16 protein-coding genes are annotated in these 16,638 nt (G+C 53.7%); 2 read left to right on the forward strand and 14 right to left on the reverse strand.

Features of this window, described 5'->3' with window-relative positions; all coding sequences use genetic code 11:
• Window positions 1-121: 121 nt before the first annotated feature.
• The 7 genes from dedD to pdxB all read right to left on the reverse strand — a co-directional run bounded on the left by dedD (window position 122) and on the right by pdxB (window position 6,883).
• On the reverse strand, window positions 122-772 hold the full coding sequence (dedD, locus tag PS053_RS07005) for a cell division protein DedD (RefSeq protein WP_025238643.1): 651 nt from the start codon (window positions 770-772) through the stop codon (window positions 122-124).
• On the reverse strand, window positions 762-2,030 hold the full coding sequence (gene folC / locus PS053_RS07010) for a bifunctional tetrahydrofolate synthase/dihydrofolate synthase (protein ID WP_256878997.1): 1,269 nt from the start codon (window positions 2,028-2,030) through the stop codon (window positions 762-764). Before folC ends, dedD begins: the two co-directional genes overlap by 11 nt.
• Before the next feature lie 69 nt (window positions 2,031-2,099).
• On the reverse strand, window positions 2,100-3,014 hold the full coding sequence (accD, locus tag PS053_RS07015; RefSeq protein WP_204620046.1) for an acetyl-CoA carboxylase, carboxyltransferase subunit beta: 915 nt from the start codon (window positions 3,012-3,014) through the stop codon (window positions 2,100-2,102).
• 155 nt (window positions 3,015-3,169) lie between these two features.
• Entirely contained in the window at window positions 3,170-3,829 is a 660-nt protein-coding gene (locus PS053_RS07020) for a DedA family protein (protein WP_000364341.1), read from the reverse strand.
• Window positions 3,830-3,855: 26 nt separating this feature from the next.
• Window positions 3,856-4,668 carry a tRNA pseudouridine(38-40) synthase TruA gene (gene truA, locus PS053_RS07025; protein ID WP_256878996.1) on the reverse strand — a complete coding sequence of 271 codons (813 nt, stop codon included), beginning with the start codon at window positions 4,666-4,668 and terminating at the stop codon, window positions 3,856-3,858.
• A complete protein-coding gene (locus tag PS053_RS07030) occupies window positions 4,668-5,681 on the reverse strand; it encodes an aspartate-semialdehyde dehydrogenase (protein ID WP_001289144.1) in 1,014 nt (337 codons plus the stop codon). Before PS053_RS07030 ends, truA begins: the two co-directional genes overlap by 1 nt.
• 65 nt (window positions 5,682-5,746) lie before the next feature.
• On the reverse strand, window positions 5,747-6,883 hold the full coding sequence (gene pdxB, locus PS053_RS07035; RefSeq protein ID WP_059228077.1) for a 4-phosphoerythronate dehydrogenase PdxB: 1,137 nt from the start codon (window positions 6,881-6,883) through the stop codon (window positions 5,747-5,749).
• A 98-nt stretch (window positions 6,884-6,981) separates the two neighbouring features.
• On the opposite strand from pdxB, the gene flk reads away from it, so the two are divergent.
• Window positions 6,982-7,965, forward strand: a complete 984-nt coding sequence (gene flk, locus PS053_RS07040; RefSeq protein WP_273774839.1) for a flagella biosynthesis regulator Flk — start codon at window positions 6,982-6,984, stop codon at window positions 7,963-7,965.
• Here flk and PS053_RS07045 read toward each other — a convergent pair.
• Window positions 7,962-9,140 (reverse strand): MFS transporter, encoded by a 1,179-nt coding sequence (locus PS053_RS07045; protein WP_256878994.1) that lies wholly within the window; start codon window positions 9,138-9,140, stop codon window positions 7,962-7,964. The genes flk and PS053_RS07045 overlap by 4 nt on opposite strands.
• A 284-nt stretch (window positions 9,141-9,424) precedes the next feature.
• A complete protein-coding gene (gene fabB, locus PS053_RS07050; RefSeq protein WP_000817188.1) occupies window positions 9,425-10,645 on the reverse strand; it encodes a beta-ketoacyl-ACP synthase I in 1,221 nt (406 codons plus the stop codon).
• Between the two features lie 158 nt (window positions 10,646-10,803).
• Here fabB and mnmC point away from each other — a divergent pair, with 158 nt between their 5' ends.
• On the forward strand, window positions 10,804-12,810 hold the full coding sequence (gene mnmC, locus PS053_RS07055) for a bifunctional tRNA (5-methylaminomethyl-2-thiouridine)(34)-methyltransferase MnmC2/FAD-dependent 5-carboxymethylaminomethyl-2-thiouridine(34) oxidoreductase MnmC1 (protein ID WP_256878993.1): 2,007 nt from the start codon (window positions 10,804-10,806) through the stop codon (window positions 12,808-12,810).
• A gap of 226 nt (window positions 12,811-13,036) precedes the next feature.
• Here the strand turns inward: mnmC and PS053_RS07060 are convergent, their stop codons facing one another.
• Genes PS053_RS07060 through aroC form a run of 5 tightly spaced genes read right to left on the reverse strand, consistent with a single transcriptional unit; the run spans window position 13,037 to window position 16,619 of the window.
• The gene (locus PS053_RS07060; protein WP_000559765.1) at window positions 13,037-13,315 is read right to left on the reverse strand and encodes a YfcL family protein; all 279 of its coding nucleotides are present in this window, start codon (window positions 13,313-13,315) and stop codon (window positions 13,037-13,039) included.
• A gap of 33 nt (window positions 13,316-13,348) precedes the next feature.
• Window positions 13,349-13,897 (reverse strand): elongation factor P hydroxylase, encoded by a 549-nt coding sequence (gene epmC, locus PS053_RS07065; RefSeq protein ID WP_001089214.1) that lies wholly within the window; start codon window positions 13,895-13,897, stop codon window positions 13,349-13,351.
• Complete coding sequence (locus PS053_RS07070; RefSeq protein WP_000379359.1) at window positions 13,897-14,706, reverse strand: sulfite exporter TauE/SafE family protein; 810 nt, start codon at window positions 14,704-14,706, stop codon at window positions 13,897-13,899. Before PS053_RS07070 ends, epmC begins: the two co-directional genes overlap by 1 nt.
• Window positions 14,706-15,530 carry a penicillin-insensitive murein endopeptidase gene (gene mepA, locus PS053_RS07075; protein ID WP_273774840.1) on the reverse strand — a complete coding sequence of 275 codons (825 nt, stop codon included), beginning with the start codon at window positions 15,528-15,530 and terminating at the stop codon, window positions 14,706-14,708. Before mepA ends, PS053_RS07070 begins: the two co-directional genes overlap by 1 nt.
• 3 nt (window positions 15,531-15,533) lie before the next feature.
• Window positions 15,534-16,619 carry a chorismate synthase gene (gene aroC / locus PS053_RS07080; RefSeq protein WP_010326100.1) on the reverse strand — a complete coding sequence of 362 codons (1,086 nt, stop codon included), beginning with the start codon at window positions 16,617-16,619 and terminating at the stop codon, window positions 15,534-15,536.
• Window positions 16,620-16,638 lie beyond the last annotated feature (19 nt).

Here is a 16,638-nt window from a genome sequence, read left to right on the forward strand (position 1 = left end):
ATGCGCCAGCATCGCATCAGGCAACGGCTGTCGGATGCGGCGTGAACGCCTTATCCGACCTACGGGACTCCCCTGCGTAGGCCTGATAAGACACGCTAGTGCCGCATCAGGCAACACCGTATTAATTCGGCGTATAGCCCATCACCACGCCGCTCAGGCCAGAAAGCTGTTTCAGTTCGCCAAGCGAACCTTTCAACTTATCTTTCGAAGCATCAGGCCCAACAAGAATACGGGTAATTTTACCCTGCACTGGCGTGGATGGCGACGTATAAACCCGATATCCCGCACCGCGCAGCTTGCCGACAATCTCATTCACTTTATCGGCATTTTTCAGTGCGCCCAATTGAACCACGTAGGCTTTGCCCGTCGGCGCCGCTTTTTCTTCCACAACCGGCTTCGGCGCTGGCGGCGCTTCAACCTTCGGCTTAGGCGGCTCCACCGGTTTCGGCTTCGGTGGCGCGACCGGCGCGGGCTCCGGTTCAAACTCGGTATTATTGGCCGCAATGGTTGCCGGATCGAGCGACGGTGCGGCGGCATCACCCGCCCGCACCTCTTCCGCCGCGCCTTCCGGCGGCTGCGTCGGCAGCGCCTGGGTGGCGGCTGGCATCATATCGGGTTCATCACGATCGCCCGGCTTTGGCACCAGAGGGATCGCAGCGAACTCATCCTGATAATGTTTTTTCTGCCCGTCGAGCAGCCCCGGAAGCACAATCACCCCCAGCGCCACCAGCACTATTGTGCCTACTAACCGATTCTGAAACTTACTCGCCACCGCTTCTCCTCGCGTCAATCACTTCCATGACATGTGCGACCGTATGGAACGAACCACACACCAGCACGGTATCTTCCGCTTTAGCGTCCGCCATCGCGGCATCCCATGCCTGCGCAACGCTATCAAATCGTTTGCCGTTCCCCAGATGTTCCAGCAGTTGCTCTGCTGTGGCACCACGCGGCCCTTCCAGTGGCGCACAATACCAGTCATCAACCACGCTTTTCAACCAGGCCAGAGTTCCGGCAATATCTTTATCATGTAGCATACCGATAACCGCCAACACACGCCCGTTTTTCGGTAACGCTTGCATACGCCCGGTGAGATATTCCGCCGCATGAGGATTATGGGCGACATCAAAAATAACACGTGGCGACTCGCTCACAATCTGGAAACGTCCTGGCAAAATTGCGCTGGCAATGCCGTCGCGAATTGCCTGTTCACTGACGTCAAGGTCGCTGGCTCGTAGCGCCGCCAACGCCGTTGCGGCATTCGGTTGCGGGACTAGCGGCAACGGCAGATTTTCCAGCGTGCCGTGCGCATCGGTAAACGACCAGTTATGATCGGTCACGGAATAACTCCATTCAACGCCACAACGCTGCAACAATGCGCCTTTCTCCTGCGCCACATCAGCAATGGTGTAAGGCATTATCGGCTCGCCGACAATCGCCAGTTTTTCGTGGCGGAAAATCCCCGCTTTCTCGCGACCAATGCTTTCACGATCCGGCCCCAACCAGTCGGTATGATCCAATGCAATGCTGGTCACCACAGCGACATCGGCATCGACAATGTTAGTCGCATCCAGGCGACCGCCCAACCCCACTTCCAGGATCACCACATCGAGTTGCGCCTGTTTAAACAGCCACAACGCCGACAGCGTACCGTATTCAAAATAGGTCAGGGAAATATCACCGCGTGCGACCTCTATTTCAGCAAAAGAGGCGGTATGCGCGGATTCCGGCAATTCCAGGCCTTGTACACGAACTCGCTCGGTATAACGCACCAGATGCGGCGAACTGTACACACCGACTTTGTACCCTGCCGCCATCAGTATCGATTCCAGCGTACGGCAGGTTGTACCTTTGCCATTAGTGCCTGCGACGGTAAACACAAACGGCGCAGGTTTGAGGACGCCGAGACACGCCGCGACCTGACTTACACGCTCAAGACCGAGATCGATAGTTTTACTGTGCAGGTTTTCCAGATAAGAAAGCCACGAAGCCAGAGGCGACGCGGCTTGAGGAATGCGTTTGATATTCATGGTATCCGCTGATTCGTTACGAGGTGAAAAGCAAAAGGGCAGAGCCGACGGCCCTGCCCTTATCAGTTATCAGGCCTCAGATTCCTGATCCGGTACCGGAGGCACCACTTCGCCTTCACGCGGCGCATCAGGATTCGGCGCTGGCAGATTCATCAGCTTCGCCAGAATGCTGGCCAGTTTCAGGCGCATTTCCGGGCGACGGATGATCATATCGATGGCGCCTTTCTCGATCAGGAATTCACTGCGCTGGAATCCTGGCGGCAGTTTTTCGCGTACAGTCTGCTCAATAACGCGCGGACCGGCAAAGCCAATCAACGCTTTCGGTTCAGCAATGTTGAGATCGCCCAGCATCGCGAAACTTGCAGAAACACCGCCCATGGTCGGGTCAGTCAGCACGGAAATATACGGCAGTCCGCGCTCCTGCATTTTCGCCAGCGCGGCAGAAGTTTTCGCCATCTGCATCAGCGACATCAGCGCTTCCTGCATACGCGCGCCACCAGAAGCGGAGAAGCAGATCAGCGGGCAGTTATCTTCCAGCGCCTGTTCGACAGCACGCACGAAACGCGCACCAACCACGGAACCCATTGAACCGCCCATAAAAGCGAATTCGAATGCCGCAGCGACAACCGGCATCCCATACAGGGTGCCTTTCATCACGACCAGCGCATCTTTTTCGCCGGTTTCTTTCTGCGCAGAAGCCAGACGGTCTTTATACTTCTTGGAGTCACGGAACTTCAGCACGTCTTTTGGCTCAAGCTCGCTACCCAGCTCCACAAGGCTTCCTTCATCTAACAGGCTATGCAGGCGATTACGCGCCGTCATGCGCATGTGATGGTCACACTTCGGACAGACCTCAAGATTACGCTCCAGCTCAGCGCGGTATAAAACCTGACCGCAGCTATCACACTTAGTCCACACCCCTTCAGGAATGCTCGCCTTGCGGGTGGGAGTAATGTTGCTTTTAATTCGTTCAATCCAGCTCATTAGGGACCTTTCTGTCTGAACCTGGTTCGATGCCAGTTTTATCTTTGGGGACGCATAATGCCATTTTTGCCCCCAACAGACCATGAATGTTGCACATTAAAACATAACAGCCCGAAACTTTGGATAAAAAAGTGGTCGAACCGCGGAGTTACTTTTTATTTTGCGGCGCGTGCCGCAGCGCGTTTGTGGCGAATAAATTCGAAAACACCTGGCAATATTGAAACAAAAATAATGCCAACAATCATCAGTTTAAGGTTGCTCTGAATGAAGGGGAGCGTTCCGAAGAAATAGCCAGCGTAGGTAAAAAGCAGTACCCACAACAACGCGCCAATCACGTTGAAAGCGGCGAAATGACGGTACGACATGTGGCCCATCCCCGCGACAAACGGGGCGAACGTTCTGACGATAGGCACAAAACGGGCAAGAATAATGGTTTTGCCGCCATGCTTCTCATAAAACTGATGGGTTTTATCGAGATAACTGCGACGGAAAATCTTCGAATTGGGATTGCTGAATAACTTCTCACCGAACAGTCGGCCAATGGTGTAGTTGACCGCGTCACCGACAATTGCGGCAATCAGCATCAGTACGACCATCATATGAACGTTGAGATCGTTAGTTTCCAGTGATGCCAACGCTCCGGCAACAAACAGTAGAGAATCACCAGGCAAAAACGGCGTTACCACCAACCCGGTTTCGCAGAACAGAATCAAAAACAAAATGGCATAAACCCAGACGCCGTACTGCGCGACCAGCTCCGCCAGGTGCACATCTATATGCAAAATAAAATCGATGAGGAAATAAATCAGGTCCATATTTGCCTATGCCTTGTGCGACTAAATTAGTCCGCCAGAAACAGCGGGCCCATTGGTGGTTTTGGAAGATCAAATCGGTCTGGATAATCCACCGCGACCAGATATAGCCCTTCCGCTTTCGCCGTTGCTGCCGCCAGCGTTCTGTCCTTTGCCGCCAACAGCTCTGCTATCCAACTCTCCGGCTGGTGGTGGGCGCCAACTTCCATCAGGCTACCGACAATATTCCTCACCATGTGATGTACAAAGGCATTTGCTTTGATATCCACCACCACATAAGGTCCGTGACGCGTAACGTTGATATGCATCACGTTGCGCCACGGTGTCCGGGACTGGCACTGCACCGCGCGAAACGAGGTGAAATCATTCTCGCCCAGCAGGCATTGCGCAGCCCGATGCATCCGCTCGGCGTCCAGTGGTTCGTAAAAGTGAGTCACACCTTTACTCAACACTGCCGGGCGCAGTCGATGATTGTAGATGATGTAGCGATAACGGCGAGCCATAGCGCTAAATCGGGCATGAAAATCATCTGGTACAGCTTTAACCCAACGCACGGCGATATCACCAGGTAAATTCGCATTGACGCCTAGCGTCCATGCGGCATCCTTACGCAGAGCGGTAGTTTCGAAATGCACCACCTGCCCCGTACCATGCACGCCTGCGTCAGTACGCCCGGCGCAGAACACGGTGATCGGTTCGTTCGCCACCTGCGAGAGCGCTTTTTCCAGTTTTTCCTGCACACTGCGTACTTCGTTTTGCCGTTGCCAGCCGTAATACTTACTACCGTCGTACTCAATGCCCAGCGCAATTTTATAAACTGGCGATGGTTGCTGGTCGGACATCAGTACAGATACTCCTGCACCAGTTTCTCAGCGATTTTCACAGCCATTAGCGCACCGCCAAAGCGAACGTTATCGGCAACAGACCAGAACTGAATTTGCTCCGGCATACCGTAGTCATTGCGCACGCAACCAACAGACAGATGCGGCGTACCGGAAGCGTCGCCGACCTGAGTCGGGAACTCGTTCTCTTCGGAAAGCACAATATCTTCGCCTTGCGCAAAAGCATCACGCGCTTCTTCCGCCGCCAGCGGACGCAATGCTTCAAAGTTCACCATCTGGGCGTGACCATAAAAGACGGGTGACTGCACGACGCTCGCTGAAATCATCAGCCCCTCGTCCTGCAAAATTTTGCGGACTTCATCGACGATACGACGCTCTTCGCGCACACTACCTTCCCTGTCCGGCAATAACGGCAGCATGTTGAACGCCAGTTGACGACCGAAGAAATCATCTTCATCAATCGGAATGCCGTTGAGCAATTTTGCGCTCTGCCCGGCTAAGGCATCGACCGCTTTTTTACCCTGAGCAGAGGCAGAAATCAGGCTGGTAACGCTAATGCGCGACAAACCGCCCTGATCGATTAACGGTTTCAGCGCCGCCAGCAATTGGCTGGTCAGGCTGTCCGGTACGGCAATAACGTTGCGGTTACGGTAATCGGTCAGCACGAACGGGTTCACTTCCGGCACCACCAGCGGTACATCGGGTTCGAGGGCAAACAATCCGCTGCTATCAATGACCAGGCACCCTGCGTTGGTCGCTTCTTCAACCCAGCTCGCAGTGGCTTCTTTGCCAGCGACAAAAAACGCCAGCTGCGCCTGCGTCCAGTCAAAATCGACGACATCCTGCACGATGATTGTCTTACCACCAAAGCGCAGATGTTCACCTGCGCTTTCGTTACGTGCCAGTGCATAAATTTCTCCAACCGGGAACTGACGTTCAGCCAGCGTTTCGAGCAGGGCTTCACCCACAGCGCCAGTTGCGCCCAGGATGGCAATGTTCCAGCCTTCAGACATGGTGGTTTACTCCAGAAATAGCAAAACTCCCTGCCGATATTACAGCAGAGAGCATGAAGAAGAGATTAACGTGCCGGATGATGAACGGCGTTAAAACCCAGTTTACACAGTAATGCCGCCGCGCTGGCGTCATCACACATCACATACAGAGACGACCATTCACGGCGCTCAAGGTAATTTTTGCGCAATTTATCGAACTCACCCGGAATCCCAGCAACTTTGCGCAGTGGCGCATCATCGCGGCGCACATCATACACCAAATGCACCAGCCTTTTTAGCGTTGGCTGATCGAGAGAACCATGTAGCGTAATGCGACCAAACTCCGGCGCAGGCAGCAACGTATCCAGCGCAACGTGCTGCTCATGACCGATAAACTTGCTGTAAGCTTCAAACACTTGCGTTGTACCACGCGCTTTCCCTTCCAGGGTATAGCCCGCGATATGCGGCGTACCGATATCTACTTTTTTCAGCAGCTCCACATTGAGCTCCGGTTCGCCTTCCCAGACATCCAGCACTACGCTCAGCTTCTGGCCTTCGTTCAGACAGGTCAGCAGCGCGGTATTATCGACAACCGCGCCACGACAGGCGTTAATCAGAATCGCCCCCGGTTTCAGTCTGCGAATCAGTTTTTCGTCCGCCAGATGCTGCGTTTTATACGGCCCGTCTTTGAACAGCGGCGTATGGAAAGTCAGAATATCCGCTTGTGCAACTAACTCGTCCAGCGAGCGAAAATCGCCTTCATCTCCACGATCGGCGCGTGGCGGGTCGCACAACAAAGTGCGAATGCCCAAGGCTTCCAGGCGCGCCTGTAATCGACGACCGACGTTACCGACGCCCACGATACCAACAGTACGCTCATGCAGTGAAAATCCATCACGCTCAGCAAGCATTAGCAGTGATGAGAAAACGTACTCCACGACGGCAATTGCATTGCAACCTGGCGCTGCGGAAAAGCCAATCCCCGCCTGTTTCAACCATGCCCCATCAACATGGTCGGTCCCTGCAGTAGCAGTACCGACAAATTTAATGGGTTTTCCGGCCAGCAAAGATTCGTTCACCTTCGTGACCGAACGCACCATCAACGCATCTGCGTCATCCAGTTGTGCAACGGGAATCGGACGACCGGGAACCGCTTTCACCTCACCCAAACGGCTAAATAATTCACGGGCATAAGGCATATTTTCATCAACAAGGATTTTCACGTTTGTGGTACCTGTATGAGACGAGAGTTAACCAAACAAGTGTGCCATAATCTCGCGCCCAGGCATACTTGCGATGATTTCAGGTATAAGGATACATAATGATACAACCTATTTCCGGCCCTCCTCCCGGGCAACTGCCAGACCGGGAAAACAGCGCAGGCACTCAGCCTTTATCCAGTCTGCAACGTACCGCCCTGGAAAGCTTGATGACCAAAGTAACCTCGCTGACGCAACAACAGAGAGCGGAGTTATGGGCCGGCATCAAACACGACATCGGCCTGCCAGGCGATTCACCTTTACTCTCGCGCCACTTCCCCGCTGCGGAACATAACCTCGTGCAACGTCTGCTTGCCGCGCAAAAGAGCTATTCTGCTCGTCGGCTTTTAGCCCAGTTAGGAGAATATTTACGGTTGGGAAATAACCGTCAGGCGGTTACGGATTACATCCGAAATAACGTTGGTCAGACACCGCTTAACCAACTCTCGCCAGAACAATTAAAGACCATTCTTAACCTGTTACAGGAAGGGAAAATGGTTATTCCTCAACCACAGCAACGTCAGGCTACCGATCGTCCTTTATTACCGGCGGAGCATAATACGCTTAAACAACTGGTGACTAAACTCGCCGCGGCGACAGGGGAACCCAGCAAGCAGATCTGGCAGTCGATGCTGGAGCTTTCTGGTGTGAAAGATGGCGAACTAATCCCGGCAAAACTGTTTAACCATCTGGTCACCTGGTTGCAGGCGCGTCAGAGCTTAAGCCAACAAAATACCCCGACGCTGGAATCGCTTCAGATGGCGCTAAAGAAACCGCTGGATACCAACGAGCTGGCAGCACTATCCGCGTATATCGAGCAAAAATATGGCCTTTCCGCGCAATCCGTCCTTTCTTCTGTACAGGCTGAGGATATCCTGAACCAGCTCTATCAACGGCGGGTTAAAGGGATTGATCCACGAGACATCCAGCCACTGCTCAATCCCTTTCCACCATTAATGAACACATTGCAAAATATGGCCACACGTCCCAGCGTGTGGATTTTGTTAGTCGCCATCCTCATCATGCTGGTCTGGCTGGTACGTTAACCCCGGCGAAACGACAGTATCGTGACAATAATTCCCAGCACCGCCGATATCGCCCCGGCAAGGAACACCGAAGGATAACCAAACGAGGTCGCCAGCATTCCCGCCAGCGGCCCGGAAACACCGAGCGCAATATCCTGAAATGCCGCGTAGCCACCCAACGCAGTACCCCGAACTTGCGACGGAACACGCTTAACCACTTCCACACCCAATGCCGGAAAGATAAGCGAACATCCTGCTCCGGTTAACGCCGCGCCAGCTAATGCTACCCATGCGCCTGGCGCCTGCCAGAGCAGCAACAAGCCCACGGTTTCCACCAACAGAGAGACAATTGCCACTTTCACGCCGCCAAAACGGTCTGGCATCCAGCCAAACATTACGCGCATCACCACGAACGCGCCGCCAAATGCAGTAAGCGTAAAGCCCGCCATCGCCCAACCTTTGCTGGCAAAGTAGAGCGAAACAAAGGTGCCGATAACGGCAAAGCCAACGCCTTGTAGCGCCAGGCCTAACCCGGGTTTCCAGATAAGCCCAATGACGCTCCATAGCGATGGACGTTCTCCTGCCATAGCCGGTACTTTACGCACGGTACCGTTACAGGCCCACGCCAGTAACGGCAATGCCATTGTGGTAAGCGCCAGTGCAGCAAAACCGTAATGACTATGAATCAGTAAACCAAGCGGCGCGCCAACCGCCAGCGCGCCGTAAATTGCCATTCCGTTCCACGACATCACTTTGCCGGAATGTTTTGGCCCGACAATGCCTAATCCCCAGGTCAGGGCGCCCGTCAGCAACTGGCTTTCGCCAAAACCAAGAATCAACCGCCCAACAACCAACAGGGAAAATTTGATTGGCGCGGAAACCGGTAAAAGCGCCGCCAGCAGCAACGCAACGCCAGCCAGACAGCAAGCTAACATCCCCTGGAGCGCCGAACGTTTCGCACCATATTGATCGGCCAGCCGCCCGGCATAGCCGCGTGTCAAAACTGTCGCCAAAAACTGAATGCCGACGGCAATTCCAACCATGGTGTTGCCATAGCCCAACTCATGATGGACAAACAGCGGGATAACCGGCAACGGCAGTCCGACTGTCATGTAGGTAAGGAAAACCGCAAGAGCGATGCGAAAGAGCGAAAAATTAGCGGAAGAACGTGTTTCTGTTTGGCTTACAGCAGTCATGTATTACTCCAGAATGCAGCGCAAGGCGAGGAGTGAACTCGTCTCATCTATCTGGTTTTCAGGGTTACGGAGCGTTGGCAGGATTTAACGCGTACGTATATTCAGAAGGACATCGACAAAGCAGAAAGTTTGCCTGGAACAAGCGACTATTGTCAATGATGTGAAAAAGGGAACCATCAGGTTCCCTTTTGCGTTAGTGTCGGATGCAACATTGGCACGTAACGTCGGATGCGACGCTGGCGCGTCTTATCCGACCTACTCCAACTACTCCGACCTACTCCGAATTAATCTTTCAGCTTACGCATCACCAGCGTGGCGTTGGTGCCACCGAAGCCGAAGCTGTTAGACATAACAGTGGTCAGCTCGCGATCGATAGTTTCGGTCACGATGTTCAGACCCGCAGCCTGCTCGTCCAGCTCTTCAATGTTAATGCTCGGGGCAATGAAGCCGTGCTCCAGCATCAGCAGAGAGTAGATAGCTTCCTGTACGCCTGCCGCGCCCAGAGAGTGACCGGTCATTGCCTTGGTTGCAGAAATCGCCGGGCTCTTATCGCCAAATACTTCGCGGATAGCCGCCAGCTCTTTCACGTCGCCGACCGGAGTCGAAGTCCCGTGGGAGTTCAGGTAGTCGATTGGCGTATCAACACCGTGCATCGCCATCTGCATACAACGTACTGCGCCTTCGCCAGACGGAGCAACCATGTCTGCACCATCAGAGGTTGCGCCATAACCAACGATTTCAGCGTAGATGTGCGCGCCGCGCGCCAGCGCGTGTTCCAGCTCTTCAACGACTACCATACCGCCGCCGCCAGCGATAACGAAACCGTCACGATGCGCGTCATAAGTACGGGAAGCTTTTTCCGGGGTATCGTTGTATTTAGTGGACAGCGCACCCATCGCGTCAAATTCGCACGCCATTTCCCAGCACAGCTCTTCGCCGCCGCCAGCAAATACGATGTCTTGTTTGCCCAGTTGGATCTGCTCTACCGCATTACCGATACAGTGTGCGGAAGTCGCGCACGCGGAGCTGATAGAGTAGTTAACGCCGTGAATTTTGAACGGCGTAGCGAGACAGGCAGAAACGCCAGATGCCATCGCTTTGGTGACCACATACGGACCAACCGCTTTCAGGCCGCGCGGGCTACGCATTGCGTCAGCGCCAAATACCTGAAAACGCGGGGAACCGCCGCCGGAACCTGCAATCAGGCCAACGCGCGGGTTATTCTGGTAAGTTTCCGGGGAGAGGCCGGCATCTGCAATTGCCTGCTCCATAGAAAGGAATGCATAGATGGATGCGTCGCTCATAAAGCGCACTACTTTGCGGTCAATGAGGCCAGTGGTATCCAGTTTTACGTTGCCCCAAACGTGGCTACGCATGCCGGAATCCTTCAGCTCCTGAGAGAAAGTGATCCCTGAACGTCCTTCACGCAGAGATGCCAGGACTTCCTGCTGGTTATTACCGATGCTGGAAACAATGCCCAGGCCAGTAATCACTGCACGTTTCATTCAATACCTCTGTAAGTCGCACATAGAGTAAGTTTCGCATGCACAATAGCGTACACTTGTACGCCGAACAAGTCCGATCAGCCAATTAATAGAGAAATTTGCGCCGCCTGGCACACATCGCTAAGATCGAGCCACCGCCTGTGAGACGAGTAACTTACGTGAAACACTACGCCATACAACCTGCCAACCTCGAATTTAATGCTGAGGGTACACCTGTTTCCCGAGATTTTGACGATGTCTATTTTTCCAACGATAACGGACTGGAAGAGACACGCTATGTTTTTCTGGGGGGTAACCAATTAGAGGCACGTTTTCCCACACATCCATATCCTCTGTTTGTGGTAGCTGAAAGCGGCTTCGGCACCGGATTAAACTTCCTGACGCTATGGCAGGCATTCGATCAATTTCGCGAAGCGCATCCACAGGCGCAATTGCAGCGATTGCATTTCATCAGTTTTGAGAAATTCCCCCTCACCCGCGCAGATTTAGCGCTGGCGCATCAGCACTGGCCGGAGCTGACCCTGTGGGCGGAACAGCTTCAGGCGCAGTGGCCTTTGCCCCTGCCCGGTTGCCATCGTTTATTGCTCGATGAAGGCCGCGTAACGCTGGATTTATGGTTTGGCGATATCAACGAACTGACCAGCCAACTGGACGATTCGCTGAACCAAAAAGTGGACGCCTGGTTTCTGGACGGTTTTGCGCCAGCGAAAAACCCGGATATGTGGACGCAAAATCTGTTTAATGCCATGGCACGCCTGGCACGCCCCGGCGGTACGCTGGCGACCTTTACTTCCGCCGGTTTTGTCCGCCGTGGTTTACAGGAAGCCGGATTTACCATGCAAAAGCGCAAAGGGTTTGGTCGTAAACGGGAAATGCTTTGCGGCGTAATGGAGCAGACATTACCACTCTCCTGCTCCGCGCCGTGGTTTAACCGTACGGGCAGCAGCCAACGGGAAGCGGCAATTATCGGCGGCGGTATTGCCAGCGCGTTGTTGTCGCTGGCGCTGTTACGTCGCGGATGGCAGGTAACGCTTTATTGCGCGGATGACGCCCCTGCGCTGGGGGCTTCCGGTAACCGTCAGGGCGCGTTGTATCCGTTATTGAGCAAACATGACGAAGCATTAAATCGCTTTTTCTCCAATGCGTTCACCTTTGCCCGCCGACTTTATGACCAATTCCCCGTTACATTCGATCATAACTGGTGCGGTGTAACGCAGTTGGGATGGGATGAAAAAAGCCAGCATAAAATCGCACAGATGTTGTCGATGGAATTACCCGCAGATCTGGCGAGTGCGGTAGAAGCGAGTGACGTTGAGCACATTACAGGCGTTGCGACGAATTGCGGCGGCATTACTTATCCGCAAGGTGGCTGGCTGTGTCCGGCAGAACTGACCCGTAATGTACTGGAACTGGCGCAACAGCAAGGTTTGCAGATTCGTTATCAACATCGGTTACAGGATTTATCCCACCAGGATGATGTGTGGCAACTGAGGTTTGCGGATAATCAGCAAGCGACACATAGCGTGGTGGTACTGGCGAACGGGCATCAAATCAACCGTTTCAATCAAACATCGCATTTGCCGGTTTATTCAGTTGCCGGTCAGGTCAGCCATATTCCGACCACGTCGGAGCTGGCGAAGCTGAAGCAAGTTTTGTGTTATGACGGCTATCTCACACCGCAAAATCCGGCAAATCAGCACCATTGTATTGGCGCCAGTTATCATCGCGGCAGCGAAGATACGACCTACAGTGAGGACGATCAGCAACAGAATCGGCAGCGGCTTATTGATTGTTTCCCACAAGCACAATGGGCGAAGGCGGTTGATGTCAGAGATAAAGAGGCACGTTGCGGTGTTCGCTGTGCTACCCGCGATCATCTGCCAATGGTAGGCAATGTGCCTGATTATGACGCAACGCTCACGGAATATGCCTCTCTGGCGGAACAGAAAGATGAAGCGGTAAGCGCACCGATTTATGCCGATCTGTTTATGCTTGCTGCTTTGGGGTCGCGTGGTTTGTGCTCAGCCCCGCTGTGCGCCGAAATTCTGGCGGCACAGATGAGTGAAGAACCGATTCCGATGGATGCCAGTACGCTGGCAGCGTTAAATCCGAATCGATTATGGGTACGGAAGTTGCTGAAAGGTAAAGCGGTTAAGGCTGGGTAATCTGCTTTGGCATTGTTTTGTCGGATGCGGCGTGAACGCCTTATCCAACCTGGGTGTAACCTGTAGGCATGATAAGACGCGACAGCGTCGCATCAGGCATGGTGCACTCAATGTCGGATGCGGCGTGAGCGCCTTATCCGACCTACGCATAACCTGTAGGCCTGATAAGACGCGGTAAGCGTCGCATCAGGCATCGTGGCTCCGAACGCCGGATGCGACGAATAATTTACTGCTGCGAGGCCTGCTGAAACAGGTGTTCCCACATATCGGTTACCAGCGCCTGGTCGCGCGGCGACAATTCACCCGCGCCAATAGCTTTTTCCAGACTCTGGCTAACCGTTGTATATACCGCCTGGGCGGAGTGGTCATCGCCACTTTCCAGTTCTGCAATGGCTAATGTCAGGTGGCCACGCAAATACCCACTGGCAAATAACTCATCATCACTGGCATGGTCAACCATACCGTCGATTAATGCCAGAATGCGTGATTCAAACTCCGCGATCATCTTCTTTCCTCATTGTAAAACGTGGCGCAGGCTTCAGTTGAGCGCTTCCGGCCACGGGAACTGTTCCGCCGTAAGTTCCGGCGTGTGATAATAATTTTGTAATGCTTTGATAAAGCGTGCCGGACGTTCGGGAATACCGTTCTCCAGATAGTTCATTACCTGTGCATGGACCCGCCGTTGAAATGCCACGCGATCCGGTTCGAAATCCCCTTCAAGGTTGTCGCAACTGACATTAAACGGATATCCCGCCGCCACGCAAAACAACCAGTCAAGCGCCTGCGGCTTCACTTCAACATCTTCAAACTGGCTCTGCGTTTGAGCATCGCGACCATCCGGGCAATACCAGTAGCCGAAGTCAACCAGTTCTCGGCGCGCTTTCCCGGCAATACACCAGTGCGAAATCTCGTGGATGGCACTGGCGTAAAAGCCGTGAGCGAAAATAATGCGGTTATACGGTACTTCCGCATCTGCAGGAAGATAGATCGGTTCGTCGTCGCCTTTAATCAGACGGGTATTAAATTCATCGGCAAAGCAGTTATTAAAAATTTCAATCAGCTGCTCATAGTGGTGTGTACTGTTCATTAGTTCATCCCCAACCAGTGGAGGATCTCCTGTCCGTGGCTATCATAAAGTAATTTGGCGCTCATCACCGCTGAGACGATAACGATCATCGGGCGGATCAGTTTTTGTCCTTTGCTCAACACCAGTCGTGACCCCATGCGCGCGCCGAGAAATTGCCCCACCAGCATCACAAATCCCGTCGCCCAAATAACTTTACCGCCGAGAATAAACAGCAACAAACCGCCGAGGTTTGACGTTGCATTGAGTAATTTCGCGTGGGCGGTGGCTTTAGCGAGGTTGAATCCGCACAGCGTCACAAAGGCCAGTGCGTAAAACGAGCCGGCTGCCGGGCCGAAGAAACCGTCATAAAAGCCAACGCACCCACCAGCAATTAAGGCAAAAGGCAGACCGTACATCCGGCGCTGACGGTCTTCTTCACCCAGTTTTGGCATCAGCAAGAAATAGAGGCCGATACAAATGACCAGGAGCGGCAAAATCTGCCGTAACACATCGGCTTTAACGTACTGCACCAGTAAAGCGCCGCTCATTGAGCCGACAAAGGTCATAGCAATATTGAGCTTCTGGTCGCTTAAGCTAACCACTTTACAGCGAATAAAATAGATGGTTGCAGAGATAGAGCCGCCACAAGCCTGCAGTTTATTGGTTGCCAGCGCATTAGCCGGAGGCATTCCTGCCGCCATCAATGCCGGGATAGTGAGTAACCCACCGCCGCCCGCTATCGAGTCGATAAATCCCGCCAATATGGCGACCAAAAAGAGGACGCCCAGCAACAGCGGGGAGACCATAAACAGATGATTAAAAGTATCCATTACAGTACGTGCTCATCCAGTAGCGCCTGGCAGGAAGGCGGCAACGGAGGCGGTGTCTTCTTCTCAGGCTTGATTATTCCTGGTTTTGGCGGTTCAAACCAGCTTTGCAGTTCTGCCCCACAGCCATCGCCTGGCGGTGGTAAAGGTTGATCTTCACACTCCAGACTATCGGCAGGACAACGTAATCGTACATGCATATGCGCGCGATGCTGGAACCAGGGCCGCACTTTCCGCAACCAGTCGCGATCGGTGCCTGCATCCAGACAAAGTTGTTGTTTAATCGCCGGATTAACAAAAATGCGGGTAACATCTTCGTCCTGCGCAGCAAGTTTAATCAGATTGAAAATTTCCGGTTTCCATAGCGATGGAACAACGTGCTTACCGTCGCGAGAAACGAGATCCAGCGCCTGTGGCCGCAAAAGTTGCGCCGAGGTCCAGCGTGTTTTTGGCAGTTGCAGGAAGATATCAACATCCAGTCCGGTCTGGTGGCTGGCGTGACCGCCGTTGAAGCGCCCACCCGCAGGCATCCCCATATCGCCAATCAGTACCGTCCCCATCCCCAGATTATTGACCTGGCGGCTAAGACGCTGAATAAACCTGACCAGATCCGGGTGACCGAAATAGCGACGCTGATCGGTACGCATCACCTGATAATGTTCGGACTGTATCGGCAGCGTGTCAGCGCCGACGATACAGCCATTAGAAAAACTGCCTATCGATTGTGCGCTACCCGGCACAGGTTGGGTAATTTTTTGCCACGGCGTCGCCGCCAGGCTGACGTTGCTGGCAAGCAGGGCCAGCAACGCAATCGCGGTTTTGTTCATTTTTTACCAGCGTGGAATATCAGTCTTCACATCGGCATTTTGCGCCCGTTGCCGTAACAGGTGATCCATCAAAACGATCGCCAGCATGGCTTCGGCGATCGGCACTGCGCGGATCCCGACACAAGGATCATGGCGACCTTTGGTGATCATCTCTACTTCTTCGCCAACGCGGTTAATTGTACGCCCCGGCACGGTAATACTGGAGGTCGGTTTCAGCGCCATATGAGCAATGATTTGCTGCCCGCTGCTGATGCCGCCGAGAATACCGCCCGCGTGATTACTCTGGAAACCTGCTTTGGTGATTTCGTCGCGGTTCTGGCTGCCGCGCAGCGCTACAACGTCAAAACCATCGCCGATTTCCACACCTTTCACCGCGTTAATGCTCATCAGCGCATGGGCGATGTCGGCATCCAGGCGATCAAATACTGGCTCGCCAAGTCCGGCGGGTACGCCATTTGCCACCACGGTCACTTTCGCGCCGATGGAGTCGCCCTCTTTTTTCAGCGCGCGCATCAGTTCATCTAAGGCGTCGATTTTGTCCGGGTCCGGGCAGAAGAAGGGATTTTGCTCAACCTGCGACCAGTCTTTGATTTCCAGTGGAATGTCGCCCATTTGACTCAGGCAGCCGCGAATTTCGATACCGAATTTCTCGGCGAGATATTTTTTGGCAATCGCCCCTGCTGCCACGCGCATCGCCGTTTCGCGAGCGGAAGATCGTCCGCCGCCGCGATAATCGCGCAGACCGTATTTTTGTTCGTAGGTGTAATCGGCATGACCCGGGCGGAAAACATCTTTAATTGCGCTGTAATCCTGGGAACGTTGATCGGTGTTTTCGATCAACAAACCAATGCTGGTGCCGGTGGTAACGCCTTCAAAAACACCGGAGAGTATTTTGACCTGATCCGGTTCGCGGCGCTGGGTGGTATAGCGCGATGTCCCGGGGCGACGACGGTCGAGGTCATGTTGCAGGTCCGCTTCCGAGAGCGGAATGCCTGGCGGAACACCATCGACGATACAGCCGAGCGCCAGCCCGTGCGATTCGCCGAAGGTGGTTACGCGAAAGAGTTGTCCAATTGTGTTTCCAGCCATCACGGTTCCGTTATTGTTG

Origin of the sequence: Escherichia albertii, from assembly GCF_028622335.1 — a bacterium.
Taxonomy (GTDB): domain Bacteria; phylum Pseudomonadota; class Gammaproteobacteria; order Enterobacterales; family Enterobacteriaceae; genus Escherichia; species Escherichia albertii.

Bases quoted from the DNA above. Each gene is read 5' to 3' on its own strand.
- epmC (WP_001089214.1), bottom strand. From the start codon at position 13,897: ATGAACAGTACACACCACTATGAGCAGCTGATTGAAATTTTTAATAAC.
- fabB (WP_000817188.1), bottom strand. From the start codon at position 10,645: ATGAAACGTGCAGTGATTACTGGCCTGGGCATTGTTTCCAGCATCGGT.
- mepA (WP_273774840.1), bottom strand. From the start codon at position 15,530: ATGAACAAAACCGCGATTGCGTTGCTGGCCCTGCTTGCCAGCAACGTC.
- folC (WP_256878997.1), bottom strand. From the start codon at position 2,030: ATGAATATCAAACGCATTCCTCAAGCCGCGTCGCCTCTGGCTTCGTGG.
- PS053_RS07020 (WP_000364341.1), bottom strand. From the start codon at position 3,829: ATGGACCTGATTTATTTCCTCATCGATTTTATTTTGCATATAGATGTG.
- PS053_RS07030 (WP_001289144.1), bottom strand. From the start codon at position 5,681: ATGTCTGAAGGCTGGAACATTGCCATCCTGGGCGCAACTGGCGCTGTG.
- truA (WP_256878996.1), bottom strand. From the start codon at position 4,668: ATGTCCGACCAGCAACCATCGCCAGTTTATAAAATTGCGCTGGGCATT.
- PS053_RS07045 (WP_256878994.1), bottom strand. From the start codon at position 9,140: ATGACTGCTGTAAGCCAAACAGAAACACGTTCTTCCGCTAATTTTTCG.
- PS053_RS07070 (WP_000379359.1), bottom strand. From the start codon at position 14,706: ATGGATACTTTTAATCATCTGTTTATGGTCTCCCCGCTGTTGCTGGGC.
- PS053_RS07060 (WP_000559765.1), bottom strand. From the start codon at position 13,315: ATGATCGCGGAGTTTGAATCACGCATTCTGGCATTAATCGACGGTATG.
- accD (WP_204620046.1), bottom strand. From the start codon at position 3,014: ATGAGCTGGATTGAACGAATTAAAAGCAACATTACTCCCACCCGCAAG.
- aroC (WP_010326100.1), bottom strand. From the start codon at position 16,619: ATGGCTGGAAACACAATTGGACAACTCTTTCGCGTAACCACCTTCGGC.
- flk (WP_273774839.1), top strand. From the start codon at position 6,982: ATGATACAACCTATTTCCGGCCCTCCTCCCGGGCAACTGCCAGACCGG.